Origin of the sequence: Cryobacterium sp. TMT2-18-2 (genome assembly GCF_004402245.1) — a bacterium.
Classification (GTDB): Bacteria; Actinomycetota; Actinomycetes; order Actinomycetales; family Microbacteriaceae; genus Cryobacterium; species Cryobacterium sandaracinum.
Genome location: NZ_SOFU01000023.1, coordinates 133,419 through 150,105 on the forward strand (window position 1 = coordinate 133,419; position 16,687 = coordinate 150,105).

Annotated in this window: 18 protein-coding genes and 1 pseudogene; 4 read left to right on the forward strand and 15 right to left on the reverse strand. The window is 67.4% G+C overall.

Translation table 11 applies throughout. From position 1 onward, the window contains the following. Nucleotides 1-11 precede the first annotated feature (11 nt). Nucleotides 12-1,031, reverse strand: coding sequence for an NADP-dependent oxidoreductase (locus E3O22_RS07815; protein WP_134394210.1), 1,020 nt, complete (start codon nt 1,029-1,031; stop codon nt 12-14). 92 nt (nt 1,032-1,123) lie between these two features. On the opposite strand from E3O22_RS07815, the gene E3O22_RS07820 reads away from it, so the two are divergent. Then, entirely contained in the window at nt 1,124-1,741 is a 618-nt protein-coding gene (locus E3O22_RS07820; RefSeq protein WP_134394211.1) for a TetR/AcrR family transcriptional regulator, read from the forward strand. 3 nt (nt 1,742-1,744) lie between these two features. On the opposite strand, the gene E3O22_RS07825 is transcribed toward E3O22_RS07820, so the two are convergent. The 3 genes from E3O22_RS07825 to E3O22_RS07835 are packed head-to-tail and all read right to left on the reverse strand — an operon-like array spanning nt 1,745 to nt 4,727. After that, nucleotides 1,745-2,515: a fumarylacetoacetate hydrolase family protein gene (locus E3O22_RS07825; RefSeq protein ID WP_134394212.1), complete on the reverse strand. Its 771-nt coding sequence runs from the start codon at nt 2,513-2,515 to the stop codon at nt 1,745-1,747. Continuing rightward, nucleotides 2,512-3,657: a branched-chain amino acid aminotransferase gene (locus E3O22_RS07830; protein WP_134394213.1), complete on the reverse strand. Its 1,146-nt coding sequence runs from the start codon at nt 3,655-3,657 to the stop codon at nt 2,512-2,514. The genes E3O22_RS07825 and E3O22_RS07830 overlap by 4 nt, the downstream gene beginning before the upstream one ends. Further along, nucleotides 3,654-4,727, reverse strand: a complete 1,074-nt coding sequence (locus tag E3O22_RS07835) for a 3-isopropylmalate dehydrogenase (protein WP_134394214.1) — start codon at nt 4,725-4,727, stop codon at nt 3,654-3,656. Before E3O22_RS07835 ends, E3O22_RS07830 begins: the two co-directional genes overlap by 4 nt. Before the next feature lie 102 nt (nt 4,728-4,829). Between E3O22_RS07835 and E3O22_RS07840 the strand changes: the two genes are divergently transcribed. After that, nucleotides 4,830-5,081 carry a DUF6458 family protein gene (locus tag E3O22_RS07840; RefSeq protein WP_134394215.1) on the forward strand — a complete coding sequence of 84 codons (252 nt, stop codon included), beginning with the start codon at nt 4,830-4,832 and terminating at the stop codon, nt 5,079-5,081. Nucleotides 5,082-5,239: 158 nt separating this feature from the next. Here E3O22_RS07840 and E3O22_RS07845 read toward each other — a convergent pair whose 3' ends face one another. Further along, nucleotides 5,240-6,727, reverse strand: coding sequence for an MFS transporter (locus E3O22_RS07845; RefSeq protein ID WP_241976565.1), 1,488 nt, complete (start codon nt 6,725-6,727; stop codon nt 5,240-5,242). A gap of 131 nt (nt 6,728-6,858) precedes the next feature. On the opposite strand from E3O22_RS07845, the gene E3O22_RS07850 reads away from it, so the two are divergent. Next, nucleotides 6,859-7,452, forward strand: a complete 594-nt coding sequence (locus tag E3O22_RS07850) for a TetR/AcrR family transcriptional regulator (protein WP_134394216.1) — start codon at nt 6,859-6,861, stop codon at nt 7,450-7,452. Here the strand turns inward: E3O22_RS07850 and serA are convergent. Continuing rightward, nucleotides 7,442-9,034 (reverse strand): phosphoglycerate dehydrogenase, encoded by a 1,593-nt coding sequence (gene serA, locus E3O22_RS07855; RefSeq protein WP_134394217.1) that lies wholly within the window; start codon nt 9,032-9,034, stop codon nt 7,442-7,444. The two genes, E3O22_RS07850 and serA, sit on opposite strands and share 11 nt — an antisense overlap. A 97-nt stretch (nt 9,035-9,131) precedes the next feature. Here serA and E3O22_RS07860 point away from each other — a divergent pair, with 97 nt between their 5' ends. After that, entirely contained in the window at nt 9,132-9,527 is a 396-nt protein-coding gene (locus tag E3O22_RS07860) for a DoxX family membrane protein (RefSeq protein ID WP_134394218.1), read from the forward strand. 162 nt (nt 9,528-9,689) lie between these two features. Here E3O22_RS07860 and E3O22_RS07865 read toward each other — a convergent pair whose 3' ends face one another. The 9 genes and pseudogenes from E3O22_RS07865 to ilvN all read right to left on the reverse strand — a co-directional run bounded on the left by E3O22_RS07865 (nt 9,690) and on the right by ilvN (nt 16,686). Continuing rightward, a complete protein-coding gene (locus E3O22_RS07865) occupies nt 9,690-10,058 on the reverse strand; it encodes a hypothetical protein (protein ID WP_134394219.1) in 369 nt (122 codons plus the stop codon). Beyond that, nucleotides 10,055-10,645, reverse strand: coding sequence for a DNA polymerase III subunit gamma/tau (locus E3O22_RS07870; RefSeq protein WP_134394220.1), 591 nt, complete (start codon nt 10,643-10,645; stop codon nt 10,055-10,057). Before E3O22_RS07870 ends, E3O22_RS07865 begins: the two co-directional genes overlap by 4 nt. 38 nt (nt 10,646-10,683) lie before the next feature. Continuing rightward, nucleotides 10,684-11,739, reverse strand: a complete 1,056-nt coding sequence (locus tag E3O22_RS07875; protein ID WP_134394221.1) for a zinc-dependent alcohol dehydrogenase family protein — start codon at nt 11,737-11,739, stop codon at nt 10,684-10,686. Between the two features lie 98 nt (nt 11,740-11,837). Beyond that, entirely contained in the window at nt 11,838-13,127 is a 1,290-nt protein-coding gene (locus E3O22_RS07880; protein WP_134394222.1) for an alkaline phosphatase family protein, read from the reverse strand. A gap of 11 nt (nt 13,128-13,138) precedes the next feature. Further along, the gene (locus tag E3O22_RS07885) at nt 13,139-14,314 is read right to left on the reverse strand and encodes an alkaline phosphatase D family protein (protein ID WP_241976559.1); all 1,176 of its coding nucleotides are present in this window, start codon (nt 14,312-14,314) and stop codon (nt 13,139-13,141) included. A gap of 96 nt (nt 14,315-14,410) precedes the next feature. Next, nucleotides 14,411-14,530 (reverse strand): hypothetical protein, encoded by a 120-nt coding sequence (locus E3O22_RS16300; RefSeq protein WP_370448403.1) that lies wholly within the window; start codon nt 14,528-14,530, stop codon nt 14,411-14,413. A gap of 65 nt (nt 14,531-14,595) precedes the next feature. Beyond that, nucleotides 14,596-14,778: pseudogene (locus tag E3O22_RS16305) on the reverse strand (alkaline phosphatase); the annotation flags it as partial. Nucleotides 14,779-15,106: 328 nt separating this feature from the next. Next, entirely contained in the window at nt 15,107-16,135 is a 1,029-nt protein-coding gene (gene ilvC, locus E3O22_RS07890) for a ketol-acid reductoisomerase (protein WP_134394223.1), read from the reverse strand. A 41-nt stretch (nt 16,136-16,176) separates the two neighbouring features. Next, nucleotides 16,177-16,686, reverse strand: a complete 510-nt coding sequence (gene ilvN / locus E3O22_RS07895) for an acetolactate synthase small subunit (protein WP_104102867.1) — start codon at nt 16,684-16,686, stop codon at nt 16,177-16,179. Nucleotide 16,687 lies beyond the last annotated feature (1 nt).

Consider the following 16,687-nt stretch of genomic DNA (forward strand, 5'->3'; position numbering starts at 1 on the left):
TGTCGGGAAAGTCAGACGTTCGTGCGGACGACCATCTTGCCGATGTTCTCGCCGCGCATGAGGCCGAGGAAGGCGTCGACCGCGTGGTCGATCCCGTCGACCACGGTCTCGTCGAAGACGACGTCGCCCGCGGCGAGCCAGCCGGCCATGTCGGCGGAGAACGCGGGGAAATGCTGCATGTAGTTGCCCACGATGAAGCCCTTCAGGGTCAGCCCGCGACCGATCATGTTCGCCAGGTTGCGCGGGCCGCCGGTCGCCTCGGTGTTGTTGTAGACGGAGATCGCGCCACAGAGGGCGGCGCGTCCGCCGTCGTTGAAGCTGGCCAGGGCAGCCTCGAGGTGCTCGCCACCGACGTTGTCGAAGTAGACGTCGATGCCGTCCGGAGCCGCGGCGGCGAGCTGCTTGGCGATGTCGCCGTCCTTGTAATTGAAGGCGTCGTCGAAGCCGTACTTCTCGGTCAGCACAGCAACCTTCTCGGCCGACCCGGCGGAACCGATCACGCGGTTCGCGCCCTTGAGGCGGGCGATCTGGCCGACCATGCTGCCTACGGCCCCGGCCGCGCCGGAAACGAAAACGGTGTCGCCGTCCGTGAGCTGGGCCACCTCGAGCAGGCCCACGTAGGCGGTGAGTGCGGTCATGCCCAGCACGCCGAGGTAGGCGGAGAGAGGCACGCCGGGGATTTCCGGGACGACGCGGAAGCCGGCGGCTTCCTCCTGAACCAGGTCGCGCCAGCCGAACTGGTGCACGACCACGTCGCCGACGGCAACCTCGTCAGAGGCGGATGCGACGACGCGGCCGACGGCCCCGCCCGTCATCGTCTCGTTGAGGGCGTAGGGGGCGGAGTAGGATTTGGCGTCGTTCATCCGGCCGCGCATGTAGGGGTCGACCGAGACGAACTCGTTGGCCACGCGAACCTGACCGGGGGTCAGCTCGGGCAGGTCGATGCGGATGGCGCCGAAGTCGGCATCCGTTGGCCAGCCGGTGGGGCGGGCGACAAGCTGGATCTGGGTGCTGGTGCTGGACGAGGCCATGGCGGCTCCTCTGCTTTTTGTAACGGATGGTTTAATATATTGTGTACTGAACGATACACAAAACCACTCACAGCGAAAACGGAGGAAACACCATGGGGCGGCTGCAGAGTTTCGAGCGCATAGCCGTCGTCCAGACGGCCAGGGACCTGTTCTGGGACAAGGGCTTCGAGGCTACGTCGCTCGCCGACCTCGAAGAAGCGACCGGTCTCCGTCGATCCAGCCTCTACCACGCCTTCGGCAGCAAGCGTGGTCTGTTCGACGCCGCCGTCGAGGACTACCAGGCCTCCGTCATCCGCCCGAGATTGCGGACCCTGACCGGGCCGGGGATCGGCCGGGCCTCGCTGCTGGCCTATTTCAGCGAACTCAGGTCGGCGGTCTCCGCCCTGCCGGAGGACTCCCCGCGCCGCGGCTGCCTGCTCGTGAACTGCGCCGCAGGCCTCGCCGGGCACGACGACCCGGCCCGCCAGGTCGTGGAGGGCTACCGGTCCGAGCTGACGGACACCCTCCAGGACGCCCTCCGGGCGGCCGGGACCGCCGCCGGAGGAAGCGCGCCGGACCGCGCGCCGGACCGCGCCCGCACCCTGGCTTCGCTCGGCATGAGCGCCATGCTGCTCGCCCGGGTCAACGCGACCGAATCGGTGGCGCTGCTGGACACAGCGACGGAGCAAATCCGGTCCTGGTTTCCCGTGCACGCCGCGACCGACGCCTGACGATCAGGCGCGCCGAACCGGGTTCGCCAGCACGCCGATGCCGGCGATCTCGACCTGCACGGCGTCACCGTGCACGACGGAGGCGGACCGGTCGGGGGCGCCCGTCAGAATGACGTCGCCCGGCAGCAGGGTGAACACGCTGGAGACGAAGGAGATCATCTCCGCAACGGTGTGCTTGAGCAGCGTCGCATTGCCCTTCTGGAAGACCTCGCCGTTGATGCGGGACTCGATGGTCAGCGTGGTCCAATCGTATTCGGTGTCGATGACCGGTCCGAGCGGGCAGAACGAGTCGAAACTTTTGGCCCGCGTGAGGTCGCCGTCGCGCTCCTGCAGATCTCGGGCGGTGACATCGTTCGCTACCGTGTAGCCCCAGATGGAGTCCTCGGCGACGTCGACGGACACGTTGCGGGTGATCTTGCCGATCACGATCGCGAGCTCCCCCTCGACGTGCACGTCGTCCGAGGACGCCGGCACGGTGATCGGGTCGCCGGGGCCGACGACGCAGGTGTTCGGCTTGAGGAAAAACCTGGGCTCACCGGGCGAGCCGGCCGCGGCAGACTGCTCGGCCGGGTCGGCGAAGTAGGACCACGCCATGCCCACGATCTTCGACCGCGGGATCACCGGGGCGAGCAGTTTCACGTCGCGCAGGGCCACGCGCTCCCCGGACGGGTCATAGCCCGCGAACATCGGGTCACCCTTTAAAACGACGATGTCGTCGTCGTCGACGATGCCGAACGAGATGAGTCCCTCGTGACTGAACCGTGCGATTTTCACGCGGGTCGCACCGGGGCGTCGAGCCGGGTGAGCCAGCCGTGGCGGTCGGGCAGGCGGCCGTACTGAATGTCGGTCAGCTCCTGGCGGAGCGCCATCGTGATCTGGCCGGCCGGGCCATCCGGGTCGCCGATGGAGAGGTTCGGGCCCTTGAGCTGCGAGATCGGGGTAACGACGGCGGCCGTGCCGCAGGCGAACACCTCGGTGATGGCACCGGATGCGACACCGTCCTGCCATTCACCGAGGGTCACGTCGCGCTCCTCCACGGTCAGGCCTCGGTCCCGGGCGAGCTGGATGATGCTGTCGCGGGTGACGCCCTCGAGGATCGCGCCGGTCAAGCGCGGGGTGACGAGCGTGTCGGTGCCATGAACGAAGAACACGTTCATGCCGCCGAGTTCGTCGATGCGGCTGCTGGTCTCCCCGTCGAGAAAGAGCACCTGGGCACAGCCGTTGTCATAAGCCTGCATCTGAGGCAGCAGGCTGGCGGCGTAGTTGCCGCCGCATTTGGCCGCGCCGGTGCCGCCGCGGCCGGCGCGGGAGTACTCGGTCGAGAGCCAGATCTTGATCGGGGCCACACCGTCGGCGAAGTAGGCGCCGGCCGGGCTGGCGATCACGTAGTAACCGACCTGGTGCGCGGCCCGCACGCCGAGGAAGCTCTCGTTGGCGATCATGAACGGGCGCAAATAAAGGCTGGTCTCCGCAGCGGAGGGCACCCAGTCGCCGTCTACGGCCACGAGCTGCCTGATCGATTCGATGAAGTCGACCTCGGAGAGTTCCGGCAGTGCCAGGCGGCGTGCGGAGCGCCGCAGGCGCTCGGCATTCTTCTCCGGGCGGAAGGTCCAGATCGACCCGTCGGCGTGACGGTAGGCCTTCAGCCCCTCGAAAATCTCCTGGCCGTAGTGCAGCACCGAGGAGGCCGGGTCGAGGTGCAGCGGACCGTAGGGCATGACCCGGGCGTTGTGCCAGCCCGCGTCGAGGGTCCAGTCGATGGCGACCATGTGGTCCGTGAACTTCTTGCCGAAGCCGGGATCGACGAGGATCTCTTCGCGCTCGATCTTCGTGCGGGCCGCGGTCGACGGCGTCAGGCTGAACCTCAGCGGGAAGGTGGCGGTGCCGGATGTCGTCGGGGGCGCTGGCTGGCTCATTGGATTCCCTTGTCTGTCAGTCGAGTCACGATGGCGTCACCCACGGCGCTGGTGCTCCGGGGTGTGCCGAGAGCCGCCCGGGCCACGATGTCGGCGATCACGGCGGCAGTCACCCGGGCCGCGGCATCCGTGAATCCGAAGTGCTCCAGGAGTAGCGCCACCGACAGGATGGCCGCCGTGGGGTCAGCCAGTTGTTTGCCCGCGATGTCCGGTGCCGAACCGTGTACCGGCTCGAACATGCTGGGGAACCTGCCCTCAGGGTTAATGTTCCCGGAGGCCGCAAGGCCGATGCCGCCGGTGATTGCCGCCGCGAGATCGGTGAGGATGTCGCCGAAGAGGTTGTCCGTGACGATGACGTCAAATCTACTCGGATTTGAAACCAGGAAAATCGTGGCCGCGTCGACGTGCAGGTAGTCGACGGTCACCTCGGGGTATTCGGCTGCGACGGCGGTGACGATCCGCTGCCACAGGCTGCCGGCGAAGACGAGCACATTGGTCTTGTGCACGAGAGTGAGGTGGCGGCGGGGCCGACCCTGAGCCTGGGCGAAGGCGTAGCGCACCACGCGTTCGACGCCGAAGGCCGTGTTGACGGAGACCTCGTTAGCCACCTCGTGCGCGGTGCCCTGGCGGATCGCTCCGCCGTTGCCCACGTAGGGACCCTCCGTGCCCTCGCGCACGACGACGAAGTCGACGGTGCCCGGAGACGCCAGCGGGCTGGGCACGCCAGGGAAGAGAACGTTCGGGCGCAGGTTCACGTAGTGGTCGAGCGAGAAGCGCAACTTGAGCAGCAGGCCGCGCTCGATATTCGCGTTGGCGAGACGGGGGTCCCCCGGCACGCCGCCGACGGCGCCGAGCAGGATGGCGTCGTGGCCGGCGATCGCCGCGAGGTCGTCATCGGTCAGCACATCGCCGGTTTCCAGAAACCGTGCGGCGCCGAGGGAGAACCAGGTTGCGTCGAAGGTGACGTCGTCGGCAGACGTGGCCGCCTCGAGAACCTTGACCGCTTCGGCGACGACCTCGGGACCGATTCCGTCGCCGGGAATGACAGCAAGCTTGATGAGAGGGGACATTCGACTCCGTATGTCTGAAAGTTGGCTGTAGATAAACCCTACTGCGACGCAACGAGTGTCTAAGCTGGACAACTCCTGACAACCAATAGAAAGCAGTTCCGCATGAGTCTCGGATTGGGAATCTTCCTTCTAGTCGTCGGCGCCATCATGGTGTTCGCCCTGAACGTGACCGTCGAGTGGATGGACATCGAGCTGGTCGGCTACATCCTGATGGGCGCCGGTGCCGTCATCATGGTCATCGGCATCGTCTTGCTGACCCGCAAGCGCAGCAGCATCACCACGACCCGCAGCGCCGTCGACCCGGCGAGCGGGGAACAGGTCACGTCGCAGAAGCGATCCGTCGACGACGTCTAGGGCGGTGACTCCTCATGAATGAGTCCTGACCGTTCCAGAACGAATTCGACGGAGATTTTGCCGGAATCGCCCCTGAACACGGTGAAGCAGGGCTTTTTCACAAGAATCTCCGTCGAATTGGTTCAAAGCCGGCCACCGGCACGACGCGGATCAGGTGATCAGGTCGCCTTGCGCAGGGCGACCAGCGCCACAAACGCCGCCGCCAGCACCAGCATGGTGCCGATCCAGGCCGTGGGCCCGATTCCGCTGGTGAAGGCATCGCGGGCCGATGAGAGCAGCACGTTTGCCAGACCGGTGGGCAGCCCGTCGGCCACCGCCACCGCACCGCCGAGGGTCTCCGCCGCCGCCGCGCTCTGCGCCGCCGTGAGGGCCTCCGGCAAAACGACCGCACTGCGGTAGGACGCCGTCAGGATGGTACCGAGGATGGTCGTGCCGAGCACGGCGCCCAGTTCATAGGCCGTTTCGCCGACAGCGGATGCCGCCCCCATCTTGTCCGCCGGGGCGTTCGCCACGATCAGTTCGTTCGAGACCGTCTCGGCCGCTCCGATCCCGATCCCGAGGGCCACGAAGACGAGCGCGATGCCGACCGCGTCGAGGTCTCCCCCGCGCAGGCCAGCGGCCGCGTAGCCGACGGCCGAGATCAGCAGTGCCACCGGAACGACGATCGACGGCCGCACGCGCCGGGCGATGGGCACGATAACGAGGCCGGACACGATCATCGCCGCCAGTCCCGGCACCAGCACCAGCCCCGCCTCCAGAGGCGAAAGGGCCAGCACGAGTTGCAGGTACTGGGAGACGAAGAACAGGCCGCCGACGAGAGCCACGACGCTCAGCAGGTTGACGCCGATCGCCCCGCTGAAGGCCCCCTGGCGGAACAGCCCGAGGTCGATCATCGGGTGCGTCAGCCGGGGCTGGCGACGCACGAAGAGCACGCCTGCGGCGAGTCCGAGCACGATCGGGCCGAGCGAGAAGGGCGTGGGTCCGTGCTCCGCCAGGGCCTTGATCCCGTAGACGACCGGCAGCATGGCCGCCAGCGAGAGCGCGATGCTCGGGGCGTCGATGCGTCCGGGGTTCGGGTCGCGGGACTCCGGCACGAGCAGGGGCCCCAGAACCAGCAGCGGCAGGAGCAGCGGCACCGCGAGCAGGAAGACGGAGCCCCAGGCGAAGTGCTCCAGCAGAATGCCGCCCACGACGGGGCCGAGCGCGCTGCCGGCGGCGAAACCGCTCGCCCAGATCGCGATCGCCAGCCGGCGCTGGTTGCGGTCGGTGAAGACGGACCGCAGCAGCGACAGCGTCGGCGGCATCAGCATGGCGCCGAAGAAGCCCAGCACGGCGCGGGCGATGATCAACCACTCGACGCTCGGGGCGAAGGCGGCCACCACGGAGACGGCGCCGAACCCGGCCGACCCGATCAGCAGCAGCCGGCGGCGCCCGATCCGGTCACCGAGGCTGCCCATGGCCACCAGCAGTCCGGCGAGCATGAGCGGGTAGATGTCGATCACCCAGAGCAGCTGCGTGCCCGTCGGCCGCAGGTCCTCGGAAATGGCCGGCAGGGCGAGGTTGAGCACCGTGTTGTCGATCGAGACCAGGAGCACGGGCAGCATGAGTACGACGAGCGCCCACCACCGGCGGCGGGGGCTGATCACACGGCTGACGGCGACGACGGTGGCGGTTTCTCGGACGGAATTGGACACGGCAACGACTGCTTTCGGCTCCGGGGACGGATGCTGTACCGTCCAGACGGTAAAGTAAACCGTCCAGACGGTATAGTAGCACCATGAGTACTGAGACCGCAGCCCCGACCGGGAACGTGCCCCGCCTCTCCCCCACGCGCGATCGCATCCTGGACGCGTTCGCGCACCTCCTGATCGACCAGGGCGAGCGGGCGGCCACCCTCGAGGCGGTGGCGGTGGCGGCCGGCCTGTCCAAGGGCGGCCTGCTCTACCACTTCGGGTCGAAAGACGCGCTCGTGGAGGGGCTCCTGGCCCGGCTCGACGCGCTCGTCGCCGACGACGTCGAACAAATTCGAGCGGCCTCGGCCGGAGCGATCGACTACCTGATCCGCACGTCGATGAGCGAGGGGACGGTGCTCGACCAGTCGATCGGTGCGGCCGTCAGGCTCGCGCAGGGGGCACATCCGTTGGCCAATGCGGCCCTGGCCTCAACTCGGCGCCAGTGGCTGAGCGTCATCGAGGAGGCGGTGGGAGACCCGGACGTGGCCGAGGTGATCATGCTCGTCAGTGACGGGCTGTACTACGAATCCACCCTCGCGAGCCCCGGCCAGCCTGCCGTCGATGACACATCGAAGACGAGGCTGGACCGGTTGCTCGCGGTGATCGACCGGATGACCGACGGAACTGCTATTCGGTGATGGAGATTTCGATCATGGCCTCGGCCGAGATCGCGTCCCGCACCGTGGCCAGCAGGCTCGCCGGAACGGGCGAGTCGACCGTCAGTACGCTCAGGGCCTTGCCGCCGGCCACGTGGCGGGCGATCTGCATGCCCGCGATGTTGATCTGGGCGTCGCCGAACTCGCGGCCGTAGACGGCCACGATTCCCGGACGGTCCGTGTAGAGCATCACGATCAGGTGGTCGTCGAACGGAACCTCGACGTCGTAGCCGTTGATCTCGACGATCTTCTCGATTTGCTTGGTGCCGGTCAGGGTGCCGGACACCGAGACCTGCGAGCCGTCCGCGAGGGCGCCACGCAGCGTGATGACGTTGCGGTACTCCGGCGACTCCTTGTCGGTGATCATGCGCACCGCGACGCCGCGCTGCTCGGCGAGCAACGGCGCGTTGACGTAGGACACGGTCTCGCTGACGACATTGGTGAAAATGCCCTTGAGCGCGGCGAGCCGGAGCACGCTCACGTCATAGTCGGCGAGCTCGCCGCGCACCTCGACGTCGACGCTGGTCAGCGGGCTGTGGGCGCCGAGACCGGAGAAGACCTGGCCGAGCTTCTCCACCAGCGGGATGCCGGGGCGCACGTAGGGGTCGATAACGCCTCCGGCGACGTTGACCGCGTCGGGGACGAGCTCCCCCGACAGGGCGAGGCGAACGGACTTGGCGACGGAGACGCCGGCCTTTTCCTGGGCTTCGTCCGTGGAGGCGCCGAGGTGAGGCGTGGTGATGATGTTGTTGAGGCCGAGCAGCTTCGACCCGGTCGGCGGCTCGCTGACGAACACATCGAGGCCGGCGCCGGCGATCGTGCCGGCCGTGAGGGCGTCGTAGAGGTCGTCCTCGTTGATGAGGCCGCCGCGGGCCACGTTCACGACGAACGCGGTGGGCTTCATCAGCTTGAACTGTTCGGCGCCGATCATGCCGTTGGTCTCGGGCGTCTTGGGCATGTGAATGGTGATGAAGTCCGACTGCGCGAGGAGCTCATCGAGGCTGACCGGCACCACGCCGAGCTGCTGGGCGCGGGCGGAGGTGATGTAGGGGTCATAGGCGATGATGTTCGTGCCGAAGGCCTGCATCCGCGCCGCGATGAGGGCACCGATGCGGCCGAGGCCGATGATGCCGATGGTCTTTTCGTAGAGCTCGACGCCGGTGTACTTGGAGCGCTTCCACTGCCCCTGCGCCAGCGCGCCGTGGGCGGCCGGGATGTGACGGGCCAGGCTGATGATGTGCCCGACGGTCAGTTCTGCGGCCGAAATAATATTGGACGTCGGGGCATTGACGACCATGACGCCCGCAGCCGTGGCCGCTTTAATGTCGACGTTGTCGAGGCCGACGCCCGCGCGGGCGATGACCTTCAGTAACGGTGCGGCGGCGATTGCCTCCGCGTCCACCTTCGTGGCGGAGCGCACCAGCACGGCATGCGCCGTGGCCAGTTCGGCGAGTAGCGCGACCCGGTCGGTGCCGTCTACGGAGCGAACCTCGAAGTCGGGCCCGAGGGCGTCGACGGTGGCAGGCGATAATTCTTCAGCGATTAGGACAACAGGTTTTGACACGAAAACGGATCCTCCGATTACAGCAGAAAAACATGGCTTGCGCCGCGACCGTGGGGCGCCAGATATGAAAACACTCTATCGGCTGGAGAATAGAGCCATGAGCAGCGTTACATTCCCCGACCTCCAGTTCGCCGTGCGCATCGTGCTGGCGGTGGTTTTCATCGGCGCCGGCATCACACATTTCGTGCCGAGGGTGGCGCGCACGATGAGTGCGATGATCCCGCCACGGCTGCGAACGACCGGAATGCTCAGCCCCGACAACCTCGTCATCCTCACCGGGGTCTGCGAGATCGCGGGCGGGTTCGGGCTGCTGTATCCACCCACGATGGTGACGGCCGGCGTCTGCCTGATCGTGTTCCTGGCCGCGATCTTCCCCGCCAACGCCTTCGCCGCGCGCTACCCGGACCGCTTCGGCGTGGCCGCCATCCCCCTCGTGCCGCGGCTGGCCGGGCAGCTCGTGCTGATGGGGCTGATCGTCGTCGCGATCGCCTGAGCGCTAGGCGACGCCGTGCACCACAGGCGGAGCGCCCTGCCCGGTGTCGAACCCATGCGACGGAGATTTTGAGTCAAACACCCACGGAGAGAGCAGGAGAGCCAAAATCTCCGTCGAATTCGTTCGGGACAGCGTGCGGCAGGGCCAGGCGAGCAGGCCGGGCTAGGCGAGCAGGCTGCCCGCGCCGAGGGTGAAGATGTTGGCGGCGATCGCGGCGTTCAGACCCAGGCCGGCCAGGAGCAGGGCAACCTGCGCGGCGGGTCCGCGTGAGCGCCCGATCCATGCGGCAAGCACGAAGACGAGGAGCGGGCCCAGGATGCCGACGAGGAGCACGAAAATGCCGAGTCCGCTCAGCTGGGTGTCGAGGCTTCGAGCCAGGATGTTGAGGCCGACGAGGTTGCCGACGCCCTCCCAAATGTCGTAGGCATAGAAGAGGCCGAACAGGATCGCGATGCCCGTCGACAGCCAGCGCGGGGTGCGCCGCCGGGATGAGGGGACGGCCGCGGGCGTGGTCACCGGTGAATCGGTCATGCGATGACCCCCGGTCCGGAGATGAACGGCAGCGGGGCGAGTAGAACGACTCCGAGGAGTAGCCAGCCGATCCGGGCTCGGGGATGCGTTCTGGTCAGCCAGAACGTCACCGCGAACCAGACCGCGGGGGCGGCCACGGCCAGCCAGAGACCGAGGGAGAACATGGACTCGGACAACACGTCGGCGGGCGGGGTCTGGATGCGGCCCACGCCGATGAACCAGCCCACCGTGTAGAGCAGATATATTCCGCCAAAGATTCCGAGCGAGACGAGCGCCAGGGAACTCGTGGCCGTGCGGGTCACGGCGGCGTCGGCCGCCGCCTTCGCCGCGACAGCGGATGCCGGACCGGCCACGGTCCATCCCTCCGGCGGCGCGACGGAACCGGTGTCGGCATCCGCCGCGATGTCGGTTTCAGAGCCAGAGCCGGAGCCAGAGCCGGAGCCGGTCGTGACGAAAGCACCCGAATCGGGCTCGGCGGGCCTTTCGGCCTCGCCGGACTCGTCGCCGGAGACGAGCGTGGGGTCGTCGTCGCCGGCCCAGCCCAGGGCGTCGTCCCGGTTGTCGTCACCGGAGTGTCCAGAAGTCATGGGTCCAGCGTACCGAGCGCCGCCCGGGTCGGCGCACGCTACCGGCTGATCACGACTTTCAGCGCCTTGGTTTCCGCCGCGCGGGAGAAGGTGTCGTACGCCTCGAGGATCTGGTCCATCCGGAACCGATGCGTGGCCAACTTGTCGGCTGGGATCTTCTTCTGCGCGACGAGCTTCAGCAGCATGGGCGTGGTGTTGGTATTGACCAACCCCATGCTGATGTTGATGTTCTGGATCCACAGGTCCTCCAGATGGAGCTCGACCGGCTTGCTGTGCACGCCCACGTTGGCCACATTGCCGCCGGGGCGCACCACCTCGAGCGCCATGCTGAAGGTGGCCGGGATGCCGACCGCCTCGATGGCGACGTCGACGCCGGCTCCGTCGGTCAACGCCAGCACCTGCTGCTTCCAGTCGGGGCCGCCGGAGACGACCACGTCCGTCGCCCCGAACAGGCGGGCCTGCTCCAGCCGGTTCTCGTCGGTGTCGATGGCGATGACCGTTCCGGCGCCGTAGAGCCCGGCCGTGGTGATGGCGGCGAGGCCGACCGGCCCGGCGCCGATCACGGCCACCACATCGCCCGGCTTGACCCGGCCGTACTGCACGCCGATCTCGAACCCGGTCGGCAGGATGTCGGAGAGCATGACGGCCTCCTCGTCGGTGACCCCGGCCGGCACCCGGTGCAGCGAGTTCTCGGCGTAGGGAACCCGCACGTATTCGGCTTGGGTGCCGTCGATGAGGTGGCCGAAGACCCAGCCGATGCCGGACGCCCCCTCGTCGCCCAGGCAGTGCGAGTACAGCCCGGTCTTGCAATTCACGCAGTGCCCGCAGGACTTGATGCAGGAGACGATGACCCGGTCGCCCACCGCGAGGGTCTGCACGGCGGTGCCGATCTCCACGATCGTGCCCACAGCCTCATGCCCGAGGATGCGGCCCTCCGCCACAGTCGCCACGTCGCCCTTGAGGATGTGCAGGTCCGTGCCGCAGATCGTGGTCATGTCCACGCGCACGATCGCGTCGGCCGATCCGCCGATTGTGGGGTCAGGCACGTCTTCCCACGCCTTCATGCCGGGACCGTGATACACCAGTGCCTTCATTGCTGACTCCTTCGTCGACGTGATCCGGCTATCGCCCACCACCGCTCACGGTACTCCCGTAGTTGATTTTTGAGGCCTGCCGGCGCCGGTGTCTACCGTCAGGATCGGAACGCCCCGGCCCTCTCGGTGCCGTCATAGCCGCCCGTCGGGGCGGCCAGCCCGAAAAGCGAACCTACTGTGGGTGCAACGTCGATCGTGCGCGCCGGCTCGGAGAGCACTGCACCGCGAATGACCCGCGGGCTGCCTCCGCTGATGAAGAACGGGATCGGCTCAGTGGCTGGGTGCCCGTGATTGCCGGGAATGGGGTTGGACGCGACCCACGGGTCAGAGAATCGCCAGCCCGCGCGGCAGAAGGCGACCAGATCGCCGGCCTCCGGGCCCAGGACCAGCTCGGCCGGGTCCCTGATCGACAAGACGCCCGGATGCGCCGTCACGAGAGAGCGGACCTCGGCCAGCCCGGCATCACGGTCAGCCGCCGGCCCCGTCCAATAGAGCAGGTCGGCCCCGCCGTTTTGCGCGATCTGGATCTGCGCCCGCAGCTCCGCTCGTGCACCGAGAATTTGATCCACGGAGATGACGTTCGACGGAATCGACCAGTCCATAGAGTGATCCGCGAGCACGATCAACACGCTGCTCTCCCATCGCCCGGTGGCCACGAGGTGGTCCACGAAGCGGCCGACCTGGTTGTCGGTTCCGCGCAGGGCAGCGGTCCGTGCGGCCTGCACGGTGGTGCCGGTGATATCCGAGTGCCCCACCCGGTCGACGTCACCCAGGTTCGTGAACACGAAGTCGGGGTCGACACCGTCGACCATGGCGATCAGGGCATCAATCGTGAAGTCGTCCGGGGCGTGCCCGGTCACCGGCAGGAGTGGGGACGGCTCCCAGCGGTAGCTGGCGCGTTCGCCGAAGATGCCGAAGAGATACCTTTTGCTGAGTACCGAGCCCGTCGTGAAGCTTGTGTCCCTGAGCCGGTCCAGGAGTGTCGGGAAGCGCAGATCGGTCGGCCGGTCCAGGTCGCGCACCACGGCGGCGGTTCGGTCGTAGACGGCATTCGCCGGCACGCCGGAGCGCGCGGGTCGAACCCCGGTCATCATCATCACGGGATTGGGGATGGTCTCCATCACCGGCAGCGACCGGGCGCCGGGAAAATTGGTTCCGGCAGCGCGCAATGCCGCCAGCCGAGGTGTCACTTGTGGCGTCATCTCATCGGGCCGACAACCGTCCACCACCATGACGTACACCCGAGTGCGGTCCGGCGTGGCCAGGCCGCCGGCCGCCCGGGCGGAAGCGGGGAATTCGCTCCCGACCGCGGCGGACAGCACGACGGAGGCCCCACCGGCCACCGCCAGCCGGAGAAACTGGCGGCGGTCGGGCTCGGAGAAGCTCATCGGTACGCCGTTCACCGGGCGGGCCGGACGGACTGGGTGCCCGCGGCGACCTGCCAGGACGTGGCCAGGCTGATCGTCGCCGCACGGTCGGTGCGCTCAGAGAGCGCATACCAATCCATGCGCAGGGAAGCCGGCGTGACCTCGAGCCCGGAGAAGCCGTGGGAGTCGAAATCCAGGTACTTCACGTGCGGGTTCGCGGCCTTGAACGCTTCCTCGACGGCCAGAGATGCCGTACGTGGCGGTGACCGCAGGATGTCGTCCAGATTGTCGCTGGTCACCGAGGTACAGACCAGTTCAGTGGCCACGGACGCACCGTTGGACGGGTAGGTAAGCGGATCCGCCGGTACATCGCAGGCCCAGCCCGAGTGGATGTCCCCGGTGAGAAAGACCGCATCGGTGACCGCGTTGTCCCGGAGGTGACCGATCACCCGGCTGCGGTCCGCCGGATAGCCGTCCCACTGGTCCACGTTGTAGGGAACGCCGTCGATCGTGGTCGACCCAAGCAGCTGTCCCACGGCGCCGACTTCCCTCGCGCTGAGTGTGGACGGGAACCGGATGGGCGCGATCATCACGGGATTTCCGATCAGCTTCCACTGGGCCTGGGTCGAGGAGAAGCCGTCCAGCAGCCAGGTCATCTGCGCCTCACCGGTCAGGGTGCGGGTTGGGCTGCCGACAGCGGGATCAACGACGCTCGACGCCTGCTGGCTGCGGTAGCTACGCAGGTCCAGCATCGAGATGCTGGCCAGAGAGCCGAAGGTGAAACGCCGATAGATGTGACCGCCGGGCTCGTAGCGCACGGGCATCCATTCGGCGTACGCCTGCTGGGAAGCCTCGCGCCGGACCGCCCAGGTGCCCTCGATGCCGTCGGTGTGGTTTCCCGCCCCACCAGACCAGGCATCGTTGGCGAATTCGTGGTCGTCCCAGGTGACCACGAACGGGACCGCGGCGTGCAGCGCCTGCAGGTCGAGGTCGGTCTTGTATTGGGCATGCCGACGACGGTAATGGGTCAGCGTGGTCATCTCGACCGCTGGGTCATGCGCGCGCACGACGACGTCGCGTGCCTGGTACTCGCCCGGAGCGTACTCGTACAGGTAGTCGCCGAGGTGCAGAACGACGTCCAGGTCGCCCCGATCGGCGAGATAGCGGTAAGCCGAGAAGTAGCCGGCCTGCCAGTTCGCACAGGACACGACACCCATCCGCAGGCGCTCCACGGCAGCCCCGGCGGCTGGGGCCGTGCGCGTGCGGCCCGTCGCTGAGGTCGCTCCCGCGACGCTGAATCGGTATCAGTAGGGAGTGCCGGGCCTCAGTCCGGTCGGGACCACCTTGACCGTGTGGTCGCGGGCGGGGCCCGTGGTGACGGAGCCGCTGCTAGCCACCCGCAGGAATCCGGAGTCCTCGGCCACTTCCCAGCCGACCGTGATGTCGAGGCCGAGCCCGAGCCGGGCAGCGCATCGGGCGTCGGTGTGACCCGGGTCCAGAGCAGCACGCTGTCCGGCAGAGGGTCTCCGGAGGCGACGCCGTGCAGGAAATCAGGGACGGCTGCGGAACCGGCGGCCGGGCCAGGGCGACCTTGGGCCGCGCTCGCGGTTGCCCCGGCGAAGGCGATGACGCCGGCGGATCGCAGCAGATCACGTCTGTTGAAAGGACTCATGCCACCCAGTCTGGGGGTGCCTGTTCACGGAGCCGTGCACTCCAGTTACTTGTTCACCTCCGATTCCTTGAGGGTTCTCCGGAGGTCCATTGCCCGCACCGCTTCGGCGGGGATGGATTCCCCGGAAGGCCGAATCGTGCCTTCCCGATGCACGGCGCTCAGCTGACAGCTGAAGTTCCGCGGAATCACCGTGATCACCCGAAAGCCCACGGAATGGTCGACTGGGCGTGGCAAGCACCCCGAACGCATCCTCGGGACCATCAGCGCCGCTAACAGGCAGCGGGGCCAATCGACTGGATTGGCCCCGCTGCCGATGCGAGCTCGGGTGTTAGCGCGCGGCTTCGCCGTCGGTGTAGTCGTCGTCGGCGGAGGCGTTCCAGGCGAACAGCTTGCGCAGCTCACGGCCGGTGGCTTCGATGGGGTGCTCTTCACCCTTCTTGCGCAGAGCGAGGAACTCCGGTGCTCCGGCGTCCTGGTCCCCGATGAAGCGGGCCGCGAAGGCGCCGTTCTGGATGTCGGCGAGAACGGCCTTCATATTCTCCTTGACGTGGGCGTCGATGACGCGCGGGCCGGAGACGTAGTCGCCGTACTCGGCGGTGTCGGAGACGCTCCAACGCTGCTTGGCGATGCCCCCCTCCCACATCAGGTCGACGATGAGCTTGAGCTCGTGCAGCACCTCGAAGTAGGCAACCTGCGGCTGGTAGCCGGCCTCGGTGAGAACCTCGAAGCCGTACTGGATCAGCTGCGACGCGCCACCACAGAGCACGGCCTGCTCGCCGAACAGGTCGGTTTCGGTCTCTTCGGTGAAGGTGGTCTTGATGCCGGCGGCGCGCAGGCCACCGATCGCCTTGGCGTAGCTGAGGGTGAGCGGCCAGGCCGCGCCCGAGGCATCCTTCTCGACGGCGACGATCACGGGAACGCCGCGGCCGGCCTCATACTCGCGGCGCACGGTGTGGCCCGGTCCCTTGGGGGCGACCATGGTGACGTCGATGCCTTCGGGGGCCTTGATGTAGCCGAAACGGATGTTGAAGCCGTGTCCGAAGACAAGGGCCTTGCCCGCAGCGAGGTTCGGCAGCACGTCGTCGGCGAACAGGTGACGCTGCACCTGGTCGGGCGCCAGGATGACGATGACGTCGGCCCAGGCGGATGCCTCGGCGGTGCTGAGAACGGTGAAGCCGGCCTCTTCGGCCTTGGCCTTGGACTTCGAGCCCTCCTTGAGGCCGATGACGACCTCGACACCCGAGTCGCGCAGGTTCTGCGCGTGGGCGTGACCCTGCGAGCCGTAGCCGATGACGGCTACCTTCTTGCCCTGGATGATCGACAGGTCGGCGTCTTTGTCGTAGTAAATCTCAGACACGAGTAAATGTTCTCCTTGTTGTTGTAGTCGGTGGTCAAGCTCTAGTTTTTGAAGACGCGCTCGCTGATCGATTTCGACCCGCGGCCGATGGCGAGCAGGCCGGACTGGGCGATTTCCTTGATCCCGTAGGGTTCGAGCACGCGCAGCAGCGCCTGCGTTTTACCGGAGTCCCCGGTGACCTCGATCACGACCGCGTCGACGGACACGTCGACGACCCGGGCCCGGAACAGGGTCACGGCTTCGAGCACCATCGACCGGGTCGTGTTGTCGGCGCGCACCTTCACCAGCAGGTGTTCGCGCTGCACCGACTGGGCCGGGTCGAGTTCGACGATCTTGATGACGTTGATCAGCTTGTTCAGCTGCTTGGTCACTTGCTCCAGCGGCGCGTCTTCGACGTCGACGAGGATCGTGATGCGGGAGAGCCCGGGGATTTCGGTGTGGCCGACGGCGAGGCTCTCGATGTTGAAGCCGCGGCGGGCGAAGAGGCCGGCGACCCGGGTGAGCAGGCCGGGCTTGTCCTCGACGAGGAGGCTCAGGACGTGGGTGCTCACG